A 21127-nucleotide genomic window follows, 5' to 3' on the forward strand; every position below is an offset into this window, starting at 1 on the left:
CGCGGCGCGCGCCAGGAGGAGTTGGTCGGTCGAGGTGCTCCGTGTACTGGTCTCCATGCCGCTCACCCCGGTGTAGGTGGTGCGCTCCATCCCGGCCCGGACGGAAGTCCGGGCCCGAGGCCATTTCCCTGGTACCGATGACCCGCGGCCATCGTCGGTACCGATGAACCGCAGGAGGTGGGTGGTTCAGGAGGAGCGGAGTTTTCTGGCCAGCCGCCGCACCGGAGCCGGAAGGTACCGGGCGGCCCGCTGCTTCGTGGTCTGCGACCGCACCACCGGCTTCCCCGGCGTACCGTCGTCCTCGGTGAGATTCCAGTACTGCTCGGACTTCTCGCCCTTGCGCGGGTACTCCTCGCCGGGGCGGCGGGTGACGACCTCGGGACGCTCCCAGGCGATGTTCCGCTTGACCACCTTCGCCGGGGCTCCCACCGCGACGCAGTTGTTGGGGATGGCCTTGGTGACGATGGAGCGGAAGCCGATCACCGAGCCGTTGCCGATGGTGGCGCCGCCCATCACGACCGCGTGCTTCGCGATCCAGACGTGCTCGCCCACGACGATCGACTGGGACGGGTTCGCGCGCTTCCCGCTGCGTACGTCGAAGATCGGGTGGGTGTCGTCACCGCGCACCTCGATGTTCTTGGCGAACATCACGTCGGCACCGATCGTCACCGAGACGCCCTCGACGGCGGATATGAAGGTACGGCCGGCGCAGCCGACGTTCTCACCGATCCGGATCCGGGACTCGTGCCCGCAGCGCAGTTCGAAGCGCAGGCCCGCACGCCGCTTCGTGGTCCGCTCGATATCGATCTGCCCGTTGTCTCCCGTGAAGATGACGAGCAGGTCCTTGATGTCCGCCTCGGGGCTGATGACGAGCTTGTTGTTCGCCCCCTTGAACCGGATATCGATCTTTTCCTCGCGGACCTCGCCGTCGTAGACGATCTCGTTTCCTTGATCGTCCTTGTAGCGCTCCAGCTTGCGCACTTGCAGCATCGCGATGTGAGGGGTGCTCTCGACCACGACCTTGACCGGTCAGGGGACGGGCTCGCCCTCGTACCTCCGTTCCGGCATGGGATCTCGGGCTCAATTTATCAGACGAGACTATTGCCGAATTGGCATGATCGAACCGGGGCAAGCGGTTCTTTTCGGCGCCTGAAGGGTACGTTTGAGGGAGAAGTCCCCTCAGGGAGGCTGATTCGATGCCGTGGCTCGCATGGTTGCTCGCCGCCGCGGCGCTGGGCGTCGCGGAGTTCTTCACCCTGACGCTGGTCTTCGGGCTGCTGGCCGGCGCCGCGCTGGTCGCCGCAGTGGTGGCCGGGGTGGGCATCGGCCTGCTCGGTCAGCTCGTGGCGCTCGCCCTGGCGGCGGTGGCGGGGCTCGTCGTCGTGCGTCCCGTCGCGCTGCGGGCCATGGCCCGCTCACCCATCACCCGTGAGGGCAGCGACGCGCTGATCGGCAAGCGGGCCGAGGTCATGCAGGAGGTGACCGCCACCCACGGTCTGGTCAAGGTCTCCGGTGAGGAATGGTCCGCCCGGGCTCTCGACGAAAGCCATGTGATCCCGGTGGGAGCGCTGGTGGACGTCATGGAGATCGAAGGCGCCACAGCCGTCGTGTACCCGCGCGAGCTTCTTCCGTGAACGGCTGAACACGTAGCGAGGGAGGACGCATGGATCCCGTTGTCATCCCGATCCTTGTCGCGGCGATCGTCGTTGTTTTCTTCGTGGCCGCCACCGTGCGGATCGTTCCGCAGGCGCGCCGCTACAACATCGAGCGGTTCGGCCGGTATCGCCGGACCCTGCAGCCGGGCCTGAATTTCGTCCTGCCGGTGGCGGACCGGGTCAACACCAAACTCGACGTGCGTGAGCAGGTGTACTCGTCCGACCCCAAGCCGGTGATCACCGAGGACAACCTCGTGGTGAACATCGACACCGTCCTCTACTACCAGATCACCGACCCGCGGGCGGCGGCCTACGAGGTCGCCGATTATCTGCAGGCGATCGATCAGCTCACGGTGACCACGCTGCGTAACGTCATCGGCAGCATGGACCTGGAGGGGACGCTCACCTCGCGTGAGGAGATCAACGCCCGGCTCCGTGCCGTCCTCGACGACGCGACCGGCAAGTGGGGCATCCGGGTCAACCGGGTCGAGATCAAGGCCATCGATCCGCCGAACACCATCAAAGAGGCGATGGAGAAGCAGATGCGGGCCGAGCGGGACAAGCGCGCGGCCATCCTCCACGCCGAAGGGGAGCGGCAGGCCAAGATCCTCACCGCGGAGGGTACGAAGCAGAAGGACATCCTGGAGGCGCAGGGCACGCAGCAGGCCATGATCCTGAGGGCGGACGGCGAGTCCAAGGCCGTGGAGCTCGTCTTCCAGTCCGTCCACCGCAACAACGCCGACGCGAAGGTCCTGGCCTACAAGTACCTCGAGACCCTTCCGCATCTGGCGCAGAGCGAGAACAACACGTTCTGGGTGATCCCGGGCGAGCTGACCGAGGCGGTCCGCGCCGTCACCAGTGCGTTCGGCGACCGGTCGGAGATGGGCTCTCCCGTATCCGCGCAGCCTGAGGAAGCCGCCGGCGACGGTACGCCGGACGAGGGCGGGGCTCCGGAGATCGAGGCGGACCCGACGCTCGCGCTGGACGCCGCCGCGGCCGCTGACGAGGTCGCGAAGCAGGCCGCTGTCGCGGTGAGCGACGCGAAGGCCGAGGCGGAGGCAGCGGGGGAGGCCCAGGTGCCGGGCCGGGGGCGGGCGTCCGGCGGTTGAGGGCGGGCAGCAGGTGCCCCCGGCGCAGTCCAAAGGCGACGCCGGGGGCACCCGCTGCTGGGAAGCGGTGGTCCGGGGTCCTTCGCCGACGCGCGCGTGAGGAGTGACCGCACCGACGCGGGTACGTTCACAAGCAGCGCGGCGAGCCGAGCGGCTCGGCGGTGATGTGGAAATGGCTCGGCGGTGATGTGGAGGTAGCGGCGTGGAACGGCAAGGCGCGGCGCCTGGCCATGCCGCCGGGCGCCCCGGGCAGCTCCTCGATCACGTAACGCTCGTGAGTCGCCCGTGCCCGCCGGGCGGTGGCCGGACGTCGGCATGACTTACCTCGTCGCCCAGCCCGCGTCCTCCAGAATGTCGCACAGGGCGTGAGCGGGGCGATCGACGCCCGAACCCGTACGGTCACACTGCCAGCGGCACCGCGTGGATCTCGTCCGCCGTGTGGCCCGTGCGCTCGTGGATGCGCTGGACGGCATCGGCGGAGGGGGCGGTGGAGAGGCAGTAGACCGTGCCGGACTCCGGGTCCGCCCAGGCGCGTTCGAAGTGGACGCCCTCCTCCTTCTCGATCGCCGTGTCGGCCTCGTGCGCTTCCTTCAGTTGCGCCGCCGTGATGCCCTTCATGCCTCGGTGGACGTCCATGTACATGGTCATGGCCCACGCACCTCCGATGGTCGGGTGTGGTCTCCCTTCCATGCTGCACCCGATGGAGTGCGGGGGCTCGACCGGCGGCCGGGCCCCCCGCCGCTTATCGCGCCGCCTCCACCCTCAGCTCCGCCACCCCCGCAGGTTTCGCCGGGTCCTCGGACCGCACCGTCAGCCGGACCTTGCGCGCCGTGTCGCCCGCCAGGTACGGGCGCCAGAAGCGGCCGTCGACCGAGGTCTCCAACGTGCGGGACGCAGGAGGTACGTCGCTCCAGCGCGGGGTCACCGAGGTGACGCGCAGGGGGTGCGGCCCCAGGTCCACCGTCAGGACTCCCTCCGCGCCGTCCGGGGACCAGGAGGTCGTCGGGGAGCCGTCCACCGCCGCCTCCGCGTAGAGGCCGGGGGCCTCCGAGGTGGCCGTCACCGGGCGGCAGCGCGCCGCGTCGGCCGTCGGGGTCAGATCGGGGCGGCGGGTGGGGAGGGTCAGGGGGGAGGAGAGGCGGTGCGCGCCCCGTGCCGTGTGGACCGTGAAGGGCGTGCCCGCCGTCAGGCGGACCGTGCTCGTCCGGGGGCCGATCTCGACCTCGTACGTCGCGTCCCGGTACCGCAGCCCCGTCAGCCGCACGCCCTCACCCAGCTGGGGCGGCAGCAGCGGGTCCAGGTGCACGCCGTCCTCGCGCAGACGCAGACCCGTCAGGCCGTGCGTGAAGACCTGGAGGAAGCCGCCCTTGCCGGTCAGGAAGTCCTCGGCCGGGAAGCCGGACAAGGGGTCCTCGGCGCCGGACTTCTCGCCGCGCGCCTCGGAGAACAGGTCGTACGGGCCCCGCAGATACGGTCGTACCGCCCGCTGCAGATACGTGTACGTCGAGCAGCCCGGCTCCCCGATCGCCGCCGCGTCGATCGCGTGGACCGAATCCGTCATCGCCGGGCCGTCCGGGTCGGTGCGGGCCGCGTAGTAGTCCAGGGTGGCGGCCGCCGCGCCCGGCTCCATCGGCCACTCCAGCGGGTACATCAGCAGGACCGTGTCCGCCTGCTTGATCGTGGAGCCGTTGTAGCCCGCGTACTGGAGGAAGACCTTCCGCTCCGCGTCGTACGGGATGCGGAGGCCGTCCGCCACCTCGTTCCACCCGGTCGGCGGGCGGTGACCGAGGAGTCCGGCGGCGCGGGTCGCGTTGCGCAGGGCGGTGGCGGCGACCGCGTTGGTGAAGACGGCGTCGTCGACGCCGTTGCTGTACTCGTCGGGCCCGGCCACGTTCTTGACGGAGTAGCTGCCGTCCGCGTTCGCCGTGGCGCGGGACTGCCAGAAGTCCGCGATGCCCTCGAGGAGCGGCCAGCCCCTCGCCGCCAGCCAGTCACGGTCGCCGGTGGCGAGGTAGTACTGCCAGACGGCGAGGGACACATCGCCCTGGAGGTGGTTCTGGGTCAGGCAGTGCGGCGGGTCCCAGCTCTGGCACTCGGAGTCGATGAGGCCCCGGCTGGCGCTGGTCCAGGGGTAGAACAGGCCCCGGTGGCCGTACTTCTCGGCGTTCGCGCGGGCCGCGTCCCGGGTGCGGTAGCGGTACTCGACGACCGAGCGGGCCAGCTCCGGGCGGGTGGCGAGCAGCCCTGGGAACATCCACGTCTCGGCGTCCCAGAAGATCATGCCCGCGTAGTTGTCGCTGGTCAGGCCTGCTGGGGCGATGCTGTCGGAGGAGCCACGCCGGGTGCCGGCCAGGAGCCCGTACTGGGTCGAGCGCAGCCAGCGCTGGAGCTCCGGGCGGCCGGGGACCAGGACATCGGCGGACCACGCCTCGCGCCAGGCCGTCTCGTTCGCCGCGAAGATCCGGTCCCAGCCGCGCCGGGCCGCCCGGTGCGCCGCCTCACGGGCGTCCTCGGCGGGGGCGGCGGAGGTGAGGGCGGTCTCGACGCCGACGTACTTCTCGAAGGTGTACGTGCGCCCCTCGCGGACCGGCGTCGGCCTCGGGGCCGTACGCGACTCGGGGCGCAGTGTTTCGACGATCCCGGCGTCTCGGCGCATCGTCTGCGCCACCGCCCCCTCCACGCCGGTGCCGAGCGTCCTGAACGTGCCGTCCTTGCGCAGCGTGATCCGGCGTGCGCCCCGGTCGTCCAACCGGCCGGTGACCGTCGCCGTACCGCTCCAGCGCGGCGTCATCCGCAGGCGTACGGCGCCGGTGTGGACGTCGGAACGGTCGGCCAGGACGTCGTAGTCGAGGTCCGTGGCCCGGCCGTCCGCCGTGGTCCACCGCAGCGAGGTGCGGACGAGGCCGCAGCTGAGGAAGACCGTCTGCCGGTAGTGCGAGATCCGGCCGGCCGGGGTGTCCGCTCCGAATTTCTCGTTGCCTACTCCCACCTCGATCGTCGTCCAGCTCGGCAGGGCGGCGATCACCTCGCGGCCCTCGGAGACCGCCTTGTCCCGTGCGTAGAGCCCTGAGACGAACGCGCCGTCGTAGCGGGGGGTGTAGAGCGGCCAGCCCGTCTTCTCGCCGGTGGCCGCGTAACCGCTGCCGGTGGCGGGGACCCGGTGGCCGAGGTAGCCGTTGCCGACGTACGCGTCGTAGCCGTCCGCCTCCCCGAAGCGGGTGGACGACAGCATCCAGCTGGGGTCCTGACCGTCCGGCCGGCCGCACGCGGGAACGGCCGGGGACGGCGGCGGCGTCGGGGTGGCGGCGGCCGCCGGGGCGAGGGGCGGCAGCGGTGCGATCAGGGCGGCCGCGACCAGGGGTGCGAGGACGGAGATACGCGAGAGGATCACGGTACGAAGGTAGGGAGGCGGCCGCACAAGCGGGTGGTGCGGCACGCCTGCCCCCGGAACTTGGCGTGAACGCGCCCGCCGGATGGCCCTGCCTTGCCTTCCCCGGCGCGACCCTCAGTGCCGGGCGAGGTCCTTGACGAAGACCAGGCCGTCCGCCTCCGCCAGGTGCGCCGGGTCCAGGCCGAAGTAGCCGAACCAGGGGGACGCGCGGGGCGCGGGGAGCGCGTCGCCCAGTGCGGCGGCAAGGCGGCGTGCGTCGACGAGGAGGCGGTCCGCTGGGAGCGCGTACAGCAGGCCCTCCACGGTGTCCGGCGGCGGCGCGTCCACTCCGTGGTGCCGGATCGTGCCGAGGGCCGTGGCGAGGAAGGCGTACTCCTGGCTCAGCCGGGCGCTCACGATCGAGCCGGCGCCCCACCACTCCAGCGGCTCACCACCCATCCGCACCGAACTCTTCTCCCGCTGCAGATGGCTGTTGTGGGCGAAGGCCAGGACCGGGCCGCGTGCGGCGAGGGCGAGGAGGTTGTCGGCCATCATCCGGTCCCGCACACCGAGCAGCCGCGTCATACGGCCGGGTGAGGCGTCGGCCATCCAGGAGTGGTAGCGCAGCAGGCCGGTCGCGGTGCGCCCGTACAGGCGGGCGCGGTCCCAGCTCTCCCGCCCGGCCGCCGCGATCAGGTGCGGGGCCCGCTCGTCGAGCAGGGAGACCAGGTCGGCGGCGAGGAGGTGGAGTTCGGCTGCCTCGGGTGAACGGCCGAAGGAGCGGGACGGGTCCGTCATCGCCGCCGGTTCGCTCCAGCGCTCGTCGGGACCGAGGAGGTGGTCGAGGGTGGCCGCGGCGCAGGGCAGCAGGCCGTCCGCGTCCAGAAAGGAGGCGAGGTGCTCGTGGAGCGCAGTGAGGGCGTGGCGGGGGCTCGCGGCGCCCGTGATCTCCAGCGGGCCGTCGAATCCGGCGAGGCGGAGGTGGTCGGAGGCGGGGCGGACGGCGTTGAACTCGCGTGCCCAGCGAACGAGTTCGCGGTTGGCGGCGGACGCGCCGAGCCCGTGGCTGAATCCGTGCTCCATGGCCTCGTCGAGGGTGCCGGTGCCCGCCGTCACATAGGCGTCCACGACCAGGCCCATCAGGCAGTCGCTCTCGATCGCGATCGTCCGGTATCCCTCCTGCTCGACGAGGTGCCGGAAGAGTTCGTTGCGTACGTCGAGCAACGTGTCCTCGCCGTGGGTGGGCTCCCCCAGGGCGAGCAGCCGGGGGCGGGACGGGAGCAGCTTCATGACGGCGGCGGCTCCGACGGCATGGGTGGTCTGCGCGATGCGCGTGATGTCGTTGGCCATGGATTCAACGGTATCGTTGAACCTTCGGTGGAGACTTCGGCGTACAGTCGGCTGCGTTCTGGGGTTGGTGTGAGGGAAAAGCTTCAAAGTCGGGTACGGCTCCGGCCGGTCGATCTGGCCCGCCCGCACGGTCTCTCCACCCAGGCCGTACGGAACTACGAGGAGGCGGGCGTCCTCCCGGCCGCCGAGCGCACGGAGAGCGGCTACCGCACCTACACCCCGCTGCACGCGCGCGCCCTGGGCACGTTCCTCGCCCTGGTGCCCGGCCATGGCCACCAGGCGGCGAGGGGCGTCATGCGCGCTGTGAACCGGGGAGCCGTCGATGAGGCGTTCCTCCTCATCGACGAGAGCCACGCCCAGCTCCTGGAGGACCGGCGGACCCTGCGGGCGGTGGAGAGCGCCCTGCGTGATCTGGGGCCCGAGGCGTCCGGGTCCGGGCCGGCCGGAAGTCCCGTCTCCACCTCCACCTCCACCTTCATCGGACCCCTGGCGGGCCGGCTCTCCCTCCGGCCCGCCACCCTGCGCAAGTGGGAGGACGCCGGGCTGGTGCGCCCGCGCCGCGACCCGCTGACCGGGTACCGGGTGTACGGCGAGGCCGACGTACGGGACGCCCGGCTGGTCCACCAGCTCAGGCGGGGCGGCTACCTGCTGGAGCAGATCGCCCCGCTGATCGACCAGGTCCGGGCGGCCGGCGGGCTCGCGCCCCTGGAGGCGGCACTGGGCGACTGGCGCTCCCGGCTCTCCGCCCGCGGGCGCGCCCTGCTGTCCGGGGCCGCTGAGCTGGAGGCGTACCTGCTGGAACTGAGTACAGCGGGCACCACCGCCTGATCCACCATCCCCCTCAATCCGCCATCCCCGTCTTCGCCCCCGCCCCGCACAACGGCACCACCACGCTCCCCGGCGGCCGGTGCGCCGATCCGTCCCGTACCGCCGCCCAGCACGCCACCCCCGTCGTCTCGACGTAGAACCCACGTGCTGCCAGGTCCCGTTGGGCGTCCCGGATCTCGTCCTCCGACACCGTCAGGAACGTGCCGCCGGACGCCCGTACCGCCGCCAGGATCTGCCGGGCGCGCGGCGGACGCGGGATCGCGATGCCCTCCGCCAGGGTCGGGGCGGCCTCTCCAGGGGTACCCCCACCCGCCGCCAGATCCTTTGCCCCCGCCCGGAACGCCCCCGCCAGCGGCGACGCCGCCTCGGCCTGTACGGCGACCAGCCGGGGGCGGGCCGCGATCAGGCCCAGGGCGTGCAGCTCGGCGGTGGCGAGGGCCGCGCCGAGGAGCAGGGTGCCGTTGCCGACCGGGACCACGAGGGCGTCCGGGAGCCGGCCGCCGAGGTCCTCCCAGAGCTCGTACACGTACGTCTTCGTGCCGTGCAGGAAATACGGGTTGAAGACATGCGAGGCGTAGAAGACGCCCGGCTCGTCCGCCGCGGCGCGGGCCGCCAGGGCCGTCGCCTCCCGGCCGCCGGGGACGGTCACCACGCGCGCGCCGTGGGCCCGGATCTGCTCGGTCTTCTTGGGCGATGTGTCCTCGGGGACGTACACCGTGCAGGGCAGCGCCGCCCGCGCGCAGTACGCGGCGACGGACGTGCCCGCGTTGCCGCTGCTGTCGGCCACCACCCGGTCGGGACTCAGCCGCCGGGCCAGCTCCGCGAGCATCACCGCACCCCGGTCCTTGAAGGAGAGCGTCGGCATCAGGTAGTCGAGCTTGGCCGAGACGGTGTCCGTGAGCGGGACGAGCGGGGTGCGGCCCTCGCCGAGGGAGACCTCGGGGCCGGAGAGCGGCAGAATCTCTTCGAAACGCCAGAGTGAATTGGCACGCCCGGAAAGCGCGTTCAGGGCGAGCCCGGGGGTGGGTGTGAAGTCCAGGTCCCACGGGCCCCGGCAGACCGGACAACACCAGGTCAGGGCGGAAATGGGGGACCGGGTTCCGTCCTGGGGGCAGCGGTAGGTGGTCATGGCCGCCAGGATGTCAGGCATATGGCAGGTGAATGGCGCGCGTACGGCGTGGCTCAAGGCACCCTTGTGGGTTTGCCATGGATCGGTCAATCTTTCGCTGGCAGCAGGGCGTGCCGGTCACGGACGACGCAGAAAACGGGGCGTTCGGACGGTTGATTTGTCATGCCCCTGCCGGGAGCTTCGCGCGGCTCCGGCACCACCCCCCACCAGCGCACCGCCTATGAGGAGGACCCCTCACATGTCAGTGATGCGTCACACCCCCCATGCACGTCGAAGACTTGCCGCGGCGACCGTCATAGCCACCGCAGCCGCCGTCGCCCTCGCCACCGCCGGTGCCCTCCCGGCGACCGCGGCCGAGCGCGCACCCGAAGGCGTGATTCTCAACGCGGGCGCTCCGGGCGCCGTCAGCGACAGCTACATCGTCACCCTGAAGGACTCGGCCGCCAGGTCCGACTCCGCCCAGGGCAAGGCGCTCGCGAAGAAGTACGGCGCGAGCATCGAACGGACCTTTCGCTCGGCCCTCAACGGCTACGCGGTCGAGGCCACCGCCGCGGAGGCGAAGAAGTTCGCCGCCGACCCGGCCGTCGCGTCCGTCTCGCAGAACCGCACCTTCACGGCCTCCGCCACCCAGAACAACCCGCCGTCCTGGGGTCTGGACCGGATCGACCAGCGCAACCTCCCGCTGGACCAGCGCTACACCTACCCCGACAAGGCCGGTGAGGGCGTCACCGCCTACATCATCGACACCGGGGTGCGGATCAGCCACAGCGACTTCGGGGGACGGGCGTTCAACGGCTACGACGCCGTGGACAACGACAACGTCTCGCAGGACGGCAACGGCCACGGCACGCACGTGGCGGGCACCGTGGCGGGCACCGCGTACGGCGTCGCCAAGAAGGCCAGGATCGTCGGCGTCCGGGTGCTGAACAACAGCGGCTCGGGCACCACGGCCGGGGTCGTCGCGGGCATCGACTGGGTGACGGCCAACGCCGTCAAGCCCGCCGTCGCCAACATGAGCCTCGGCGGCGGCGCGGACTCCGTCCTCGACGCGGCCGTCCGGCGCTCCATCGCCTCCGGCATCACCTACGCCGTCGCGGCGGGCAACGAGTCGACCGACGCCTCCACCAAGTCCCCGGCGCGTGTCGCCGAGGCCATCACGGTGGGCTCGACGACCAACACCGACGCCCGCTCCAGCTTCTCCAACTACGGCTCGATCGTGGACATCTTCGCGCCCGGTTCCTCGATCACCTCGTCGTGGCACACCGGCGACAGCGCCACGAACACCATCTCCGGTACGTCGATGGCGAGCCCGCACGTCGCCGGCGCGGCCGCCGTCTACCTCGCCGACAACCCGGGCTCGACCCCCGCCCAGGTCTCCGCCGGTCTCGTCGCGGCCGCCACCCCCGGCGTCGTCGGCAACCCGGGCACCGGCTCACCCAACCGTCTGCTGTACGTGGGCGCGGGCGGCACCACCCCGCCGGACCCGGACCCGGGCAAGAAGTTCGAGAACACCACCGGTTACCCGGTCAACGACAACTCCACCGTCGAGTCGCCGGTCACCGTCACCGGGATCACCGGCAACGCCCCGTCGGCGCTGAAGGTTCCGGTCAACATCTCGCACACCTACATCGGTGACCTGAAGATCGATCTCGTCGCTCCCAACGGCACGGTCTTCAACCTGAAGGCGTTCGGTTCCGGCGGCAGCGCCGACAACGTGATCACCACGTACACGGTCAACGCCTCCTCCGTCGCCGCCAACGGCACCTGGAAGCTCCGGGTCGCCGACAACGCCCGCTACGACACCGGCCGGATCAACAGCTGGGGTCTGCACTTCTGATCCCCGTGACGCGGTCCTGAACCGGTGACATGACGTCGGGGCGGTCGCAGCACGCGACCGCCCCGACCTCGTTACTGCTAGCGCCGGTTGAGCCCGCGGTCGACGGTGCTGACCAGCTCACCGTTCTCCGTGTCCCCGTCCAGCGACCAGAACATCGCGCCGCCCAGGCCCTTGTCCCGGATGTACGAGGTCTTGGCGCGCAGCACCTGCGGGTCGTCGTACGTCCACAGGGTGGTCCCGTCGAAGAGCCAGGCGTGGCCGTTCTTCGTGTCCCGGTGGATCTGGAACGTGCCGGACTCGGCCAGCTTCTTCAGGACCTTGTAGTCCTCGTAGCCGTTCGCCCAGGTGGCCGGAGCCGGGCCGGCGGCCGGCTGGCCGAGGCCCTTGCCGCCGCCGCTCACTCCGGTCCAGCCCTGGCCGTACGTCGGCATGCCCACCACGAGCTTGTGCTTGGGGGCACCGCGCTTGATCCAGTCCCGGACCGTCTGGTCGACGCTGTAGTCGTTCTTCGCGTACAGCGCCGACTGCTGCGCCGTCCTCGTCTCGCCCGACACGTGGTAGTCGTAGCCCTGAAGGTTGACGAAGTCGAAGTCCTTCAGGAGGCGCTTCACGTCGAAGCCCGCGTCGATCGCCTTCGGGTTGGCCGGGACGTACGCCGACAGGTCGTAGTGCCTGGGCTTCGGCTTGTGGTGCCCGTGGCCCTTGCCCTTGGCTGCCTCGCCCTTGACGGCCTTGGCCCGGCTCTTCGCGTACGCGTCGAGCTGGGTGCGGAACTCGCTGATCAGGGCGGTGAAGTTCTTCTTGTCCTCCGGGCGGAAGACCGTGCCCTCGTTGGCCGCCGAGCCGGGCCATTCCCAGTCGACGTCGATGCCGTCGAAGACGCCGGCCGCCGCACCCTGGCCGCCACGCACCCCGTCCAACGGCAGGTTGCCCTTGATGTACAGGTCGATGCAGGAGGCGACGAGCGCCTTGCGGGAGGCCGCCGTGCGCACCGAGTCGGAGAAGTGGGTGGACCAGCTCCAGCCGCCGAGCGAGATCATGACCTTGAGGCCGGGGTTCTTGGCCTTCAGTTTCCGGAGCTGGTTGAAGTTGCCCGCGAGCGGCTGGGTGTCGGTGTCGGCGACGCCGTCCACCGAGTTCGCCGCGTCGAGCGGGCGGGCGTAGTCCGCCCAGGCGTCGGCCTGGCCGGGGATGTTGCCGGTGAAGCACCTGCCCTCGGCGCTGACGTTCCCGAAGGCGTAGTTGATGTGGGTCAGCTTGGCCGCGGACCCGCTGGTCTGCAGGTCGTTGACCTGGAAGTCGCGCCCGTAGACGCCCCATTGGGTGAAGTAGCCGATGTTCTTGTACGCGGGGCGGTGGTGGCCCTCGGAGCGGTCGCCGCCGTTGCTCTGGCCACGGTCCGGGCCGGCCACGGCGGCCGGGGCGGCACTCGCCAGCAGGGCGAAGGTGACGCCCGCGATGGTCAGTCGGGACAGGTTTCTTCGGGGCATGAGGCTCGTTCCTGTGCGTGATCCGGTGCGGAAGGGACATGCGGAGCCGTGCTGTGCACAGGAAGGTATTGGTCTGGACCAAAAACGGTCAAGGGTTCGGGAGCCGCGGCTCCCGGCCGCTGTGTCGATCAGTGGGTTGCGGGGCGGATCCGGAGCGGGTCCGGGGCTGGAGAATGTCCGGGAAGTGCTCTGGCGGTCGCGGCCGATACATGCGCGATCCGCTGCACTGTCATCACATTGAGTGAAACTCTGACCCATGCTTGCGATGTACAACCCACGGTTGTCAGGCTGTTGCAGACTGTCAACCTGTTGGGAGTGGCCTGTGACTTTCGGTGAGCAGCCCGCCTATCTGCGCGTGGCGAGCGATCTGCGGGAGAAGATCGTGAACGGCGCGCTGCCGCCCCATACCCGCCTGCCGTCGCAGGCCCGCATCCGGGAGGAGTACGGGGTCTCGGACACCGTCGCCCTGGAGGCGCGCAAGGTCCTGATGGCCGAGGGGCTGGTCGAGGGCCGCTCCGGCTCCGGCACGTACGTGCGCGAGCGCCCCGTCCCCCGCATGATCGCCCGCTCCGGGTACCGGCCGGGGAAGGGCGCCAGCCCCTTCCGCCAGGAGCAGACCGCCGACGGGGCGCGCGGGACCTGGGAGTCCCGCAGCGAGCAGGAGGGGGCGAGCGCCGAGGTCGCCGAGCGGCTCGGTATCGAGCAGGGCGACCGGGTCATGCGCACCCACTACGTGTTCCGCGAGGCGGGTGAACCGATCATGCTCTCCACCTCCTGGGAGCCTCTCTCTGTCACCGGGCGTACGCCGGTGATGCTCCCCGAGGAGGGTCCGCTGGGCGGCTGCGGGGTGGTCGACCGGATGGCGGCGATCGACATCGTCGTGGACAACGTGGCCGAGGAGGTCGGCGCGCGCCCGGGTCTCGCGGAGGAGCTCCTGGCGCTCGGCGGGGTGCCGGGCCACGTGGTCATCGTGATCGGGCGTACGTACTACGCCTCGGGGCGCGCGGTGGAGACGGCCGACGTGGTGGTGCCCGCTGATCGCTACCGGGTCGCTTATCACTTGCCGGTCAGATGAGTTGACGCCCCGACGGGCCCGGCAGCTCCTTCGCGAGCAGGGATGATGGGGTTGAGAAGGGGGCGCATTCAGCGGATGCGCCCCCTTCGTCATGGCCGGATGTGTATCTCTTTGTACAAAGACGCCTGCGCTGAGTGAAGGTCAGGCGTACGCTCGGGCATATGCGCACTGCGGTTTCCTGGGGATCCTTAGAGACGTGCACGCCGGTGGAAAGAGGGGCGACATGCGGGGGAGCGACACGATGAGCGACAGCGGTGCCGTGCTCCCGTGGCTGGTGATACGGCAGGACGACAGCGGCAACCGCTACCGCGTCGGCAGATACGCCACACAGGCCGAGGCGCAGAAGGTCGCCGACGGTCTGGACGACCGCAAGCACCGCCAGGTGTACCGGGTGGAGCGCGTGGGCCAGGGCGGCGGCAGGCCCTGAGGGCCTGGCGCTCCTGACGCGTGCCGGGGCCCGCTTCCGGGTTCCGGGGCCCTGCCGCGCAGGCGGTAGGGTCCCGCCCGTCCGGTATGAGCGTCCCGGACGCGGCGAACGAGGGCGGAGCGGTGATGTCGGTGCTGATCGACACGGTGGCATGGGTACGGATCGAGGGCGGCAGGATTCTCTGCGCCCGCCCCAAGGGCAAGGACGTCTTCTACATCCCGGGCGGCAAGCGCGAGGGCGCCGAGACCGACCTGGAGACCCTTCTGCGCGAGATCGAGGAGGAGCTGACGGTCGGCCTGATCCCGGACACCGTCGTCCACGCCGGTACGTACGAGGCGCACGCCCACGACGGTCCGAACGCCCCCCTCGTCACGATGAGCTGCTACTACGCCGACTATCGGGGGACCCTGGCCGCGAGCAGCGAGATCGAGGAGGTGGCGTGGTTCTCCTACGTCGACCGTCCCCTCGTGCCCCCCGTGGACCAGCTCCTCTTCGACGACCTCGCGGGGGCGGGCGAGCTGCGCTGATCCGCTGCGCCGGGGCGGGCGGGGCCGTACGGCCGTCTGCACCAAACCTGGTGGTACGCGGTAGTAAGCGATAAATGGTGGGTATGGGCTGCATAGTCCCCCTTTACCTGTGGGGTGAGCCCGTGGCCGGCCCTGGGAAGTGATCGGCGTGATCGATACCGAAGGCGACTGCGCCGAGTGGACCTTCCCCGCCGAACCGGGTTCCGTGCGCAGCGCCCGGCACGCCGTCCGTGACGCCCTGGACTGCTGGGGCCTGGACATGGCGATCGGAGACCTGGCCGTTCTGCTGGTCAGCGAGCTGGTCACCAACTCCCTCCGGTACGCCTCCGGCCCCATCGGCGTACGGCTGGAGCGCTCGCACCCGGGCGCCGGGGGCAACGGGTCCGGCGAGCTGACCGGAGACTTGTCCACCGACTTCCGGCTCGCTGCCGACCCTCCCGCCATTCCGGGACTGCTGGTGGAAGTCTCCGATCCGCTTCCGGATCCACCCACCGAACGCAGTGCGGGACCCGACGACGAGGGCGGCCGGGGACTGCAGCTCGTGGCGTGTTCCGCACGCCGTTGGGGGACTCGTCGCGGAAAGAGTGGCAAGACGGTGTGGTTCGAGCTCGCTCTCCCTGGTTAGGAGTGGGGAGGGACGCACAGCGATCACCAGAGGTCGGGCAGAACCTGGCTGAAAGGGACTGAGACCTTGCTGTGATCGTGAACGCCGTGTCGGTCGGGGCCGTAGTGCTGAATACTGCGGGCAGGACCGGTCCGGTGTGTGAGCTGGAGGGGACGGTCGCGTGAGCGAAATACCTGGGACAACGGGCGACGTCGTGTGGCAGAGCAGTCCGCCCGGCTCGATCTACGACTACATCAGGGTCGCCTCCTTCTCGATCGGCCCCGACGGCCTGATCGAGCAGTGGAGCCGCCGGGCCGCCGGCCTCTTCGGCATGGCCGCCGACGAGGCGATAGGGCGGGACCCGGTCGAGGCGTTCATGCCCGCCGAGCTGCGCTCGGACGGCCACCGACGGGTCGGCGAGATCCTGGACGGCAAGGAGTGGACGGGCCTCGTCCCGTTCCGGATGCCGGGCGAGGGCGGTGCGCACGGGCTCGCCGAGGTCTATGTGATGCCCAGTCTGACGGCACAGGGTGAGCGGGCCGCGCTCTGCATCGTCGTGGACGTCCGCGCGTTGCGGAGGATCGAGACGGACCTCGCCGCCTCGCAGGCCATATTCGGCCAATCTCCCTTCGGCTTCGTGCTGTTCGGTACGGACTTCACCGTCGTCCGGGCCAACCAGCGCTTCGCCACGGTCTTCGGCGGCGCCGCCGAAGACCACCGGGGCCGCACGGTCGACGACTACCTCCCCGGCCCGGAGGCCGAGCGGCTGGCCGCCACGCTCGAACGCGTCCTGGAGACCGGCGAGTCCGTCACCGACCTCCAGCTGGTCGGACCCACCCCCGGCGAGACCGGCCGCCGCCACTGGTCCATGAACCTCTACCGGGTGCACAGCGGCGCCGGCCGCCCCGTCGGCGTCGCGGGCCTCGCCACCGACGTCACCCGCCGCCACATCGCGGCCCGCGAGGCCGCCAGCGCGCGCCGCAACCTGGCCCTCCTCAACGAGGCCAGCGCCCGCATCGGCAACTCCCTCGATCTGGAGACCACCGCCCGCGAACTTCTCGACGTGGCCGTCCCCGGCTTCTGCGACCTGGCCACCGTCGACCTCTACCAGGGCCTCCTCACCGGCGAGGAGGCCGCGCCCGGCAGCTGGGCGCCCGCCCACCGCGAGTCCGCCGGCGGATCGGCGGAGCTGCGCCGGGTCGCCCACGCCAGCGCCGTCGCCGACGCCCTGCCGACCGCCGTGGCGGGCAGCGGCGCGCCGGGCCCCGACGACCTGCCGCCCGCGCTCGGCTCGGTCCACCGCTTCCCGTTCGGCTCGCCCTGCGCGGTCGCCCTGCGCTCGGGCAAGGTCGAGGCGGTGCCCGGCGACGACATGGGGTTCGTGCAGTCGACGCTCGCCGTGCCGATGGTCGCTCACGACACCGTCGTGGGCCTCGTCCAGTTCTCCCGTACGAAGGGGAGCGAGCCCTTCGGGGAGCGGGACCGGGTGCTCGCCACCGAGCTGGCCGCCCGCGCCGCCGTCTGTATCGACAACGCCCGCCTCTACCGCCGCGAGCACGAACGCGCCCTGATCCTCCAGCGCAGCCTGCTGCCCCCCGGCGACCCCGAGGCCGCCGGGCTCGACATCGCCTGCCGCTACCTCCCCGGCAACACCGCGACCGAGGTCGGCGGCGACTGGTTCGACGTCATCGAACTGCCAGGACACCGCACCGCCCTGGTCGTCGGCGACGTCATGGGCCGGGGCCTGCGGGCCGCCGTGGCGATGGGCGAACTCCGCACCGCCGTCAGGACGCTGGCCCTCCTGGACCTGGAGCCCGCCGAGGTGCTCTCCGCCCTCGACGAGGTCGCGCGCGGCCTCGGCTCCCCGGGCGGCGGCGAGCGCAGCGAGGGGCTCGGCGGCAGCGGGGGAGCCCAGTGGCCCTCGCGCGCCGCGCAGAAGTCCCGCGAGGCGGACCTCTCCGAGGTGTACCTCGCCACCTGTGTGTACGCGGTCTACGACCCGGTCACCCGGCGCTGTACGTTCGCCAACGCCGGGCACCTCCCCCCGGCCGTCGTCGAGCCCGGCCGGCCCGCCCGGCTCATCGACGTACCGCCGGGGATGCCGCTGGGCGTCGGCGGCGAACCCTTCGAGGAGGTGGAGGTGGAGCTCGCCGAGAACGCCCTGCTCACCCTGTACACCGACGGGCTCGTCGAATCGCGCGACCAGCCGCTCGACGAGGGCCTGGACGCCCTGCGCGCTGTGCTGACCGGGCCGCAGATGTCCCTGGAGGGCGCCTGCGACTTCGTCCTCTCCACGCTCGACACCCGGCACGGCGAGGACGACATCGCCCTGCTGATGGCCCGCATCCAGGGGCTGCCCGGGGAGGCGGTGGGGGACTGGACGCTGCCGCGCGAACCCCGCTCGGTGGGCCGCGCCCGCGAACTGGCCCGCTCCCAGCTGATGGCCTGGGACCTCGACGACCTGGTCGACACCACCGAACTCCTCGTCAGCGAGCTGGTCACCAACGCCCTGCGCTACGGCGAGGGCGAGATCCGGCTGAGGCTGCTGCGCGACCGCACCCTGGTCTGCGAGGTGTGGGACGCCGGCCTGGTCCAGCCCCGCCGCCGCCGTGCCCGCGACACCGACGAGGGCGGGCGCGGGCTCCAGCTGGTCGGCCTGCTCAGCGCGGCGTGGGGCTCGCGCCGCACCCCGCGCGGAAAGACCGTCTGGTTCGAACTGGCCCTGCCGACCGGGGCCCCGGCCGCCGAACTCTCGGTGGAGCAGCTGCTGAGCATGTACTGAGCGGTTACGACGACCCCGCCTTCAGCGCCGCCAGCCGGGCCTCCACCTCCGCGCCGGCGCCCAGGCTGTCCAGCTGCTCGAACTGTGCGTCCAGCGAGGAGGCGGCCAGCTCCTGCTTGCCCAGCGCCCGGGCCTCCTCGCGCCGCACCTTGTCCTCGAAGCGGCTCAGTTCGCTCGTCGGGTCGAGGACGTCGATGCTCTTCACGGCATCCGTCATCCGGTTCCGCGCCTGCGCCGACCTGGCCCGTGCCACCAGCTCGTCCCGCTTGGCCTTCAGCGCGGAGAGCTTGACCTTCATCTGGTCGAGCCCCGTCCTCAGCTTGTCCACCACCTCGGTCTGCGAGGCGATCGTCGGCTCAGCCGTCCTCGCCTCCTGCTCCGACTGGAGCTGACGGCCGAGCGCCACCTTGGCCAGGTTGTCGAACTTGTCCGCCTCCGCCACCGACCCCGCGCCGCGCAGCTCGTCGCCTTTCCGGCTGGCCGCCAGCGCCTTGGAGCCCCACTCGGCCGCCGCCTCCACATCCTCCTTGTGGTCCTGCTCCATCAGCCGGAGGTTGCCGATGGTGGCGGCCACCGCCTGCTCGGCCTCGGCGATGTTGCTGGTGTAGTCGCGGATCAGCTGGTCGAGCATCTTCTGCGGGTCCTCCGCCTGGTCCAGCAGGGCGTTGATATTGGCTTTCGCCAGCTGGGTGACGCGGCCGAGGACGGTCTGCTTGGTCATGGCACGGCTCCTTGGATGTCGGGAACAGCTGAGTTGCGGTGTGTGCCGGTCGTTCAGAAGCGGCCGCCGCCGCCCCGGCGCCCCCGCGTGCCGCCCCCGCCGAAACTGCCGGGCCCGCCGCGGAACCCCCCGGACCGGCCGCCTCCGCCCCCGAACCCCCCGCCCATGCCGCCCCGGCCGCTCCCGCCCCCGAACAGGCCGCCGAGGATGATCCCGCCGAGCACCGCCCCGCCCATCCCGCCGCCCCCGCCCCGCACGCCGCCGGGGCCGCCGAAGCCCCCGGGGCCTTGCGGGCCCTGGAAGCCGCCTACGTCCTGCTCGGCCAGGCTCAGTGCCTGCCGGGCCAGCGCGTCCGCCTGCTGCGCCTGCGCCAGGGCACCCTGCGCGTCGTCATCGGCCAGCTGCCGGGCCTGCTCCCAGCGGCGCTGGGCCTCCGCGAGGCGGGTGCGGGCCCGGGCGCCGACCGCGCCCCGGTGGGTGGTGATGTAGTCGGCCGCCGCCCCGATCGCGGAGCGGGCGGTGAGCATCGCCTGGTCGAGGAGCGAGCGGGCCCGCCGGCCGCCCTCCTCCTGCTCCCGGGCCCCGGCGAGCGCCTCGTCCAGCGCCGCGTCGGCCTCCTCCACCCGGCGCAGCGCGTCGACCGGGTCGTACGGACCCGCCGCCATCGCCTCCCGTACGGCGGTGAGTACGGCCTCGGCGCGGGCGATCCGGCCCCGCAGGTCGGCCGTGGAGGTGGCGGCGGTGGTGCCTTCGAGGAGGCCGCCCGCGTCGGCGAGGTCCGTCTCCGTCTCGGTGAGGGCCGCGGGCAGCCTTCCGGCCGCCTCGGCCAGCTCGGCCGAGCGCCGGTCCACCGAGTCGATGAGGGTGCCCGCCTGGCCGACCGCGCCCTCGGCGGCCCGGACGTAGACGGCGGCCCGGGCGTGGTCGGTGCCGTCGACCGCCTGGCGGGCCTGGTCCAGGGCCGAGCCGGCGAAGGCGAGCCGGTCCTTCGCCTGGTGGACGTCGCCCGCGACGGGGGCGGCGGCCCCGTCCCCGTACCGCTCGCGCATCCCCGCGACCGTCGCCTCGGCACCCGGGACGCGCCCGGTGAGCGTGCGGTACGTGGTCACGACGGTGGCCAGGGCCTCCGGAGCGTCGCGTTCCAGGGCACGCAGCCGGTCGAAGTCCTCCGCGACCGCGTCGAGCCCCTCGTCGGCGGCCGCGCACCGGGTGAGGATCTCCTCCAGCATCCGGCGGCGGGTCGCGTCGTCCTCGGGGAAGGCGTCGTCGAGCTGCTGGCGCAACCGGAACGACCGGGTCAGCTCGTCCTTCGCCCGCACGACCGCCTCGGTGAACGGCTTCGCCGCCTCCTCCCCGAACTGGGCGGTCGCGAAGCCGAGTTCCTCCTCGCTGGTGCGCACCGCGTCATCGGTGTCCACCAGCACCTGCTTCGCCCGGGCGTCCAGCTCCTCCAGCGGCACCGGCGCGTCGTCCGCCTTCGCCGGTCGCCCCCAGCCGGTCGCGGCCGGGGTGGTGCGGGTCGCCGAGCGCCGCTTGCGCCGGGTGTACGCGAACGCGGCGAGCGCCCCCGCGCCCCCGACGGCCACCACCGGCAGGACGAAGTCACCGCCGGAGGGGCCGGAGGCGCCCGTACCGGGGTCGGCGGGCCCCGGGGTGATGGCGGGGGCGGTCACGGGGCGCCCGGCCAGGGCGGAGACGTAGCCGTCCGCCGCCCCGATCGCCGCACCCGCCCAGTCGTTCTCCCGCAGCGGGGGCTCGATCGCGGTGGACGCCACCTCCCGCAGCTGCTCGTCGGTGAGCCGGGAGGCCGCGTCCACGGAGTAGGCGTACTGCCGGTCGTGGGTGGCGACGGAGAGCAGCACGTCGTCCTGGCCGAGCCCGTTGCGGTGGGCGGTCTCGTCGCTCCAGGTCTGCCCGGAGCGCCCGGAGAACGCGCGTACGTACACGACGAAGAGCTGGATGCGGCGCTCGGCGTAGAGCCGGTCGAGGGCGTCCTCCACCGCGTCGGCCCGGTCCTGGAGGGCGCCGACGCGGTCGGTGATCTGGCCGTCCCGGGAGAGCTCCACCGGGTCCTCCGCGCGGGCGTCCACCGCTGCGGGCACGGCGAGCCAGCACGCGGCGATGAGCGTGGCGAGCAGGCCGGTGAGCAAGGCCCTGCCGGGCGCGGAGCTCCGGATACGGTCCACGGGTGACGTCACGTCTGCGAGGCTATGTCTGGCTTTC

The 21127-nt window shown here is 71.9% G+C and carries 17 protein-coding genes; 9 read left to right on the forward strand and 8 right to left on the reverse strand.

Features of this window, described 5'->3' with window-relative positions; all coding sequences use genetic code 11:
* Positions 1–186: 186 nt before the first annotated feature.
* On the reverse strand, positions 187–1017 hold the full coding sequence (locus ABZ154_RS18075) for an acyltransferase (protein WP_356833691.1): 831 nt from the start codon (positions 1015–1017) through the stop codon (positions 187–189).
* Between the two features lie 179 nt (positions 1018–1196).
* On the opposite strand from ABZ154_RS18075, the gene ABZ154_RS18080 reads away from it, so the two are divergent.
* Positions 1197–1634 carry an NfeD family protein gene (locus tag ABZ154_RS18080; protein WP_356833693.1) on the forward strand — a complete coding sequence of 146 codons (438 nt, stop codon included), beginning with the start codon at positions 1197–1199 and terminating at the stop codon, positions 1632–1634.
* A 29-nt stretch (positions 1635–1663) separates the two neighbouring features.
* On the forward strand, positions 1664–2764 hold the full coding sequence (locus ABZ154_RS18085; protein ID WP_356833695.1) for an SPFH domain-containing protein: 1101 nt from the start codon (positions 1664–1666) through the stop codon (positions 2762–2764).
* Positions 2765–3163: 399 nt separating this feature from the next.
* On the opposite strand, the gene ABZ154_RS18090 is transcribed toward ABZ154_RS18085, so the two are convergent.
* From ABZ154_RS18090 to ABZ154_RS18100, 3 genes are all read right to left on the reverse strand, one after another.
* Positions 3164–3412, reverse strand: a complete 249-nt coding sequence (locus tag ABZ154_RS18090) for an SCO4226 family nickel-binding protein (protein WP_356833697.1) — start codon at positions 3410–3412, stop codon at positions 3164–3166.
* A gap of 94 nt (positions 3413–3506) precedes the next feature.
* On the reverse strand, positions 3507–6155 hold the full coding sequence (locus tag ABZ154_RS18095; RefSeq protein WP_356833699.1) for a glycosyl hydrolase family 65 protein: 2649 nt from the start codon (positions 6153–6155) through the stop codon (positions 3507–3509).
* A gap of 114 nt (positions 6156–6269) precedes the next feature.
* Complete coding sequence (locus tag ABZ154_RS18100; protein WP_356833701.1) at positions 6270–7484, reverse strand: erythromycin esterase family protein; 1215 nt, start codon at positions 7482–7484, stop codon at positions 6270–6272.
* A 69-nt stretch (positions 7485–7553) separates the two neighbouring features.
* On the opposite strand from ABZ154_RS18100, the gene ABZ154_RS18105 reads away from it, so the two are divergent.
* Entirely contained in the window at positions 7554–8312 is a 759-nt protein-coding gene (locus tag ABZ154_RS18105; protein ID WP_356833703.1) for a TioE family transcriptional regulator, read from the forward strand.
* A 13-nt stretch (positions 8313–8325) separates the two neighbouring features.
* Here ABZ154_RS18105 and ABZ154_RS18110 read toward each other — a convergent pair whose 3' ends face one another.
* Positions 8326–9441, reverse strand: a complete 1116-nt coding sequence (locus tag ABZ154_RS18110; RefSeq protein WP_356833705.1) for a threonine synthase — start codon at positions 9439–9441, stop codon at positions 8326–8328.
* A gap of 238 nt (positions 9442–9679) precedes the next feature.
* Between ABZ154_RS18110 and ABZ154_RS18115 the strand changes: the two genes are divergently transcribed.
* Positions 9680–11278 (forward strand): S8 family peptidase, encoded by a 1599-nt coding sequence (locus ABZ154_RS18115; protein WP_356833707.1) that lies wholly within the window; start codon positions 9680–9682, stop codon positions 11276–11278.
* Between the two features lie 77 nt (positions 11279–11355).
* On the opposite strand, the gene ABZ154_RS18120 is transcribed toward ABZ154_RS18115, so the two are convergent.
* Positions 11356–12768, reverse strand: coding sequence for a glycoside hydrolase family 18 protein (locus ABZ154_RS18120; RefSeq protein WP_356833709.1), 1413 nt, complete (start codon positions 12766–12768; stop codon positions 11356–11358).
* 322 nt (positions 12769–13090) lie between these two features.
* Between ABZ154_RS18120 and ABZ154_RS18125 the strand changes: the two genes are divergently transcribed.
* The 5 genes from ABZ154_RS18125 (at position 13091) to ABZ154_RS18145 (ending at position 18183) form a co-directional block, all read left to right on the forward strand.
* Positions 13091–13843 carry a GntR family transcriptional regulator gene (locus ABZ154_RS18125; RefSeq protein WP_356833711.1) on the forward strand — a complete coding sequence of 251 codons (753 nt, stop codon included), beginning with the start codon at positions 13091–13093 and terminating at the stop codon, positions 13841–13843.
* Between the two features lie 223 nt (positions 13844–14066).
* The gene (locus ABZ154_RS18130) at positions 14067–14270 is read left to right on the forward strand and encodes an SPOR domain-containing protein (RefSeq protein ID WP_356833713.1); all 204 of its coding nucleotides are present in this window, start codon (positions 14067–14069) and stop codon (positions 14268–14270) included.
* Between the two features lie 122 nt (positions 14271–14392).
* Positions 14393–14797: an NUDIX domain-containing protein gene (locus tag ABZ154_RS18135; protein WP_356833844.1), complete on the forward strand. Its 405-nt coding sequence runs from the start codon at positions 14393–14395 to the stop codon at positions 14795–14797.
* A gap of 139 nt (positions 14798–14936) precedes the next feature.
* On the forward strand, positions 14937–15422 hold the full coding sequence (locus ABZ154_RS18140) for an ATP-binding protein (RefSeq protein WP_356833715.1): 486 nt from the start codon (positions 14937–14939) through the stop codon (positions 15420–15422).
* A gap of 193 nt (positions 15423–15615) precedes the next feature.
* The gene (locus ABZ154_RS18145; RefSeq protein ID WP_356833847.1) at positions 15616–18183 is read left to right on the forward strand and encodes a SpoIIE family protein phosphatase; all 2568 of its coding nucleotides are present in this window, start codon (positions 15616–15618) and stop codon (positions 18181–18183) included.
* Positions 18184–18187: 4 nt separating this feature from the next.
* On the opposite strand, the gene ABZ154_RS18150 is transcribed toward ABZ154_RS18145, so the two are convergent.
* Complete coding sequence (locus tag ABZ154_RS18150; protein ID WP_356833717.1) at positions 18188–18904, reverse strand: PspA/IM30 family protein; 717 nt, start codon at positions 18902–18904, stop codon at positions 18188–18190.
* Between the two features lie 53 nt (positions 18905–18957).
* Positions 18958–21090 (reverse strand): TPM domain-containing protein, encoded by a 2133-nt coding sequence (locus tag ABZ154_RS18155; RefSeq protein WP_356833849.1) that lies wholly within the window; start codon positions 21088–21090, stop codon positions 18958–18960.
* Positions 21091–21127: the final 37 nt, after the last annotated feature.

It is taken from the genome of Streptomyces sp. NPDC006261 (assembly GCF_040613515.1).
Classification (GTDB): Bacteria; Actinomycetota; Actinomycetes; order Streptomycetales; family Streptomycetaceae; genus Streptomyces.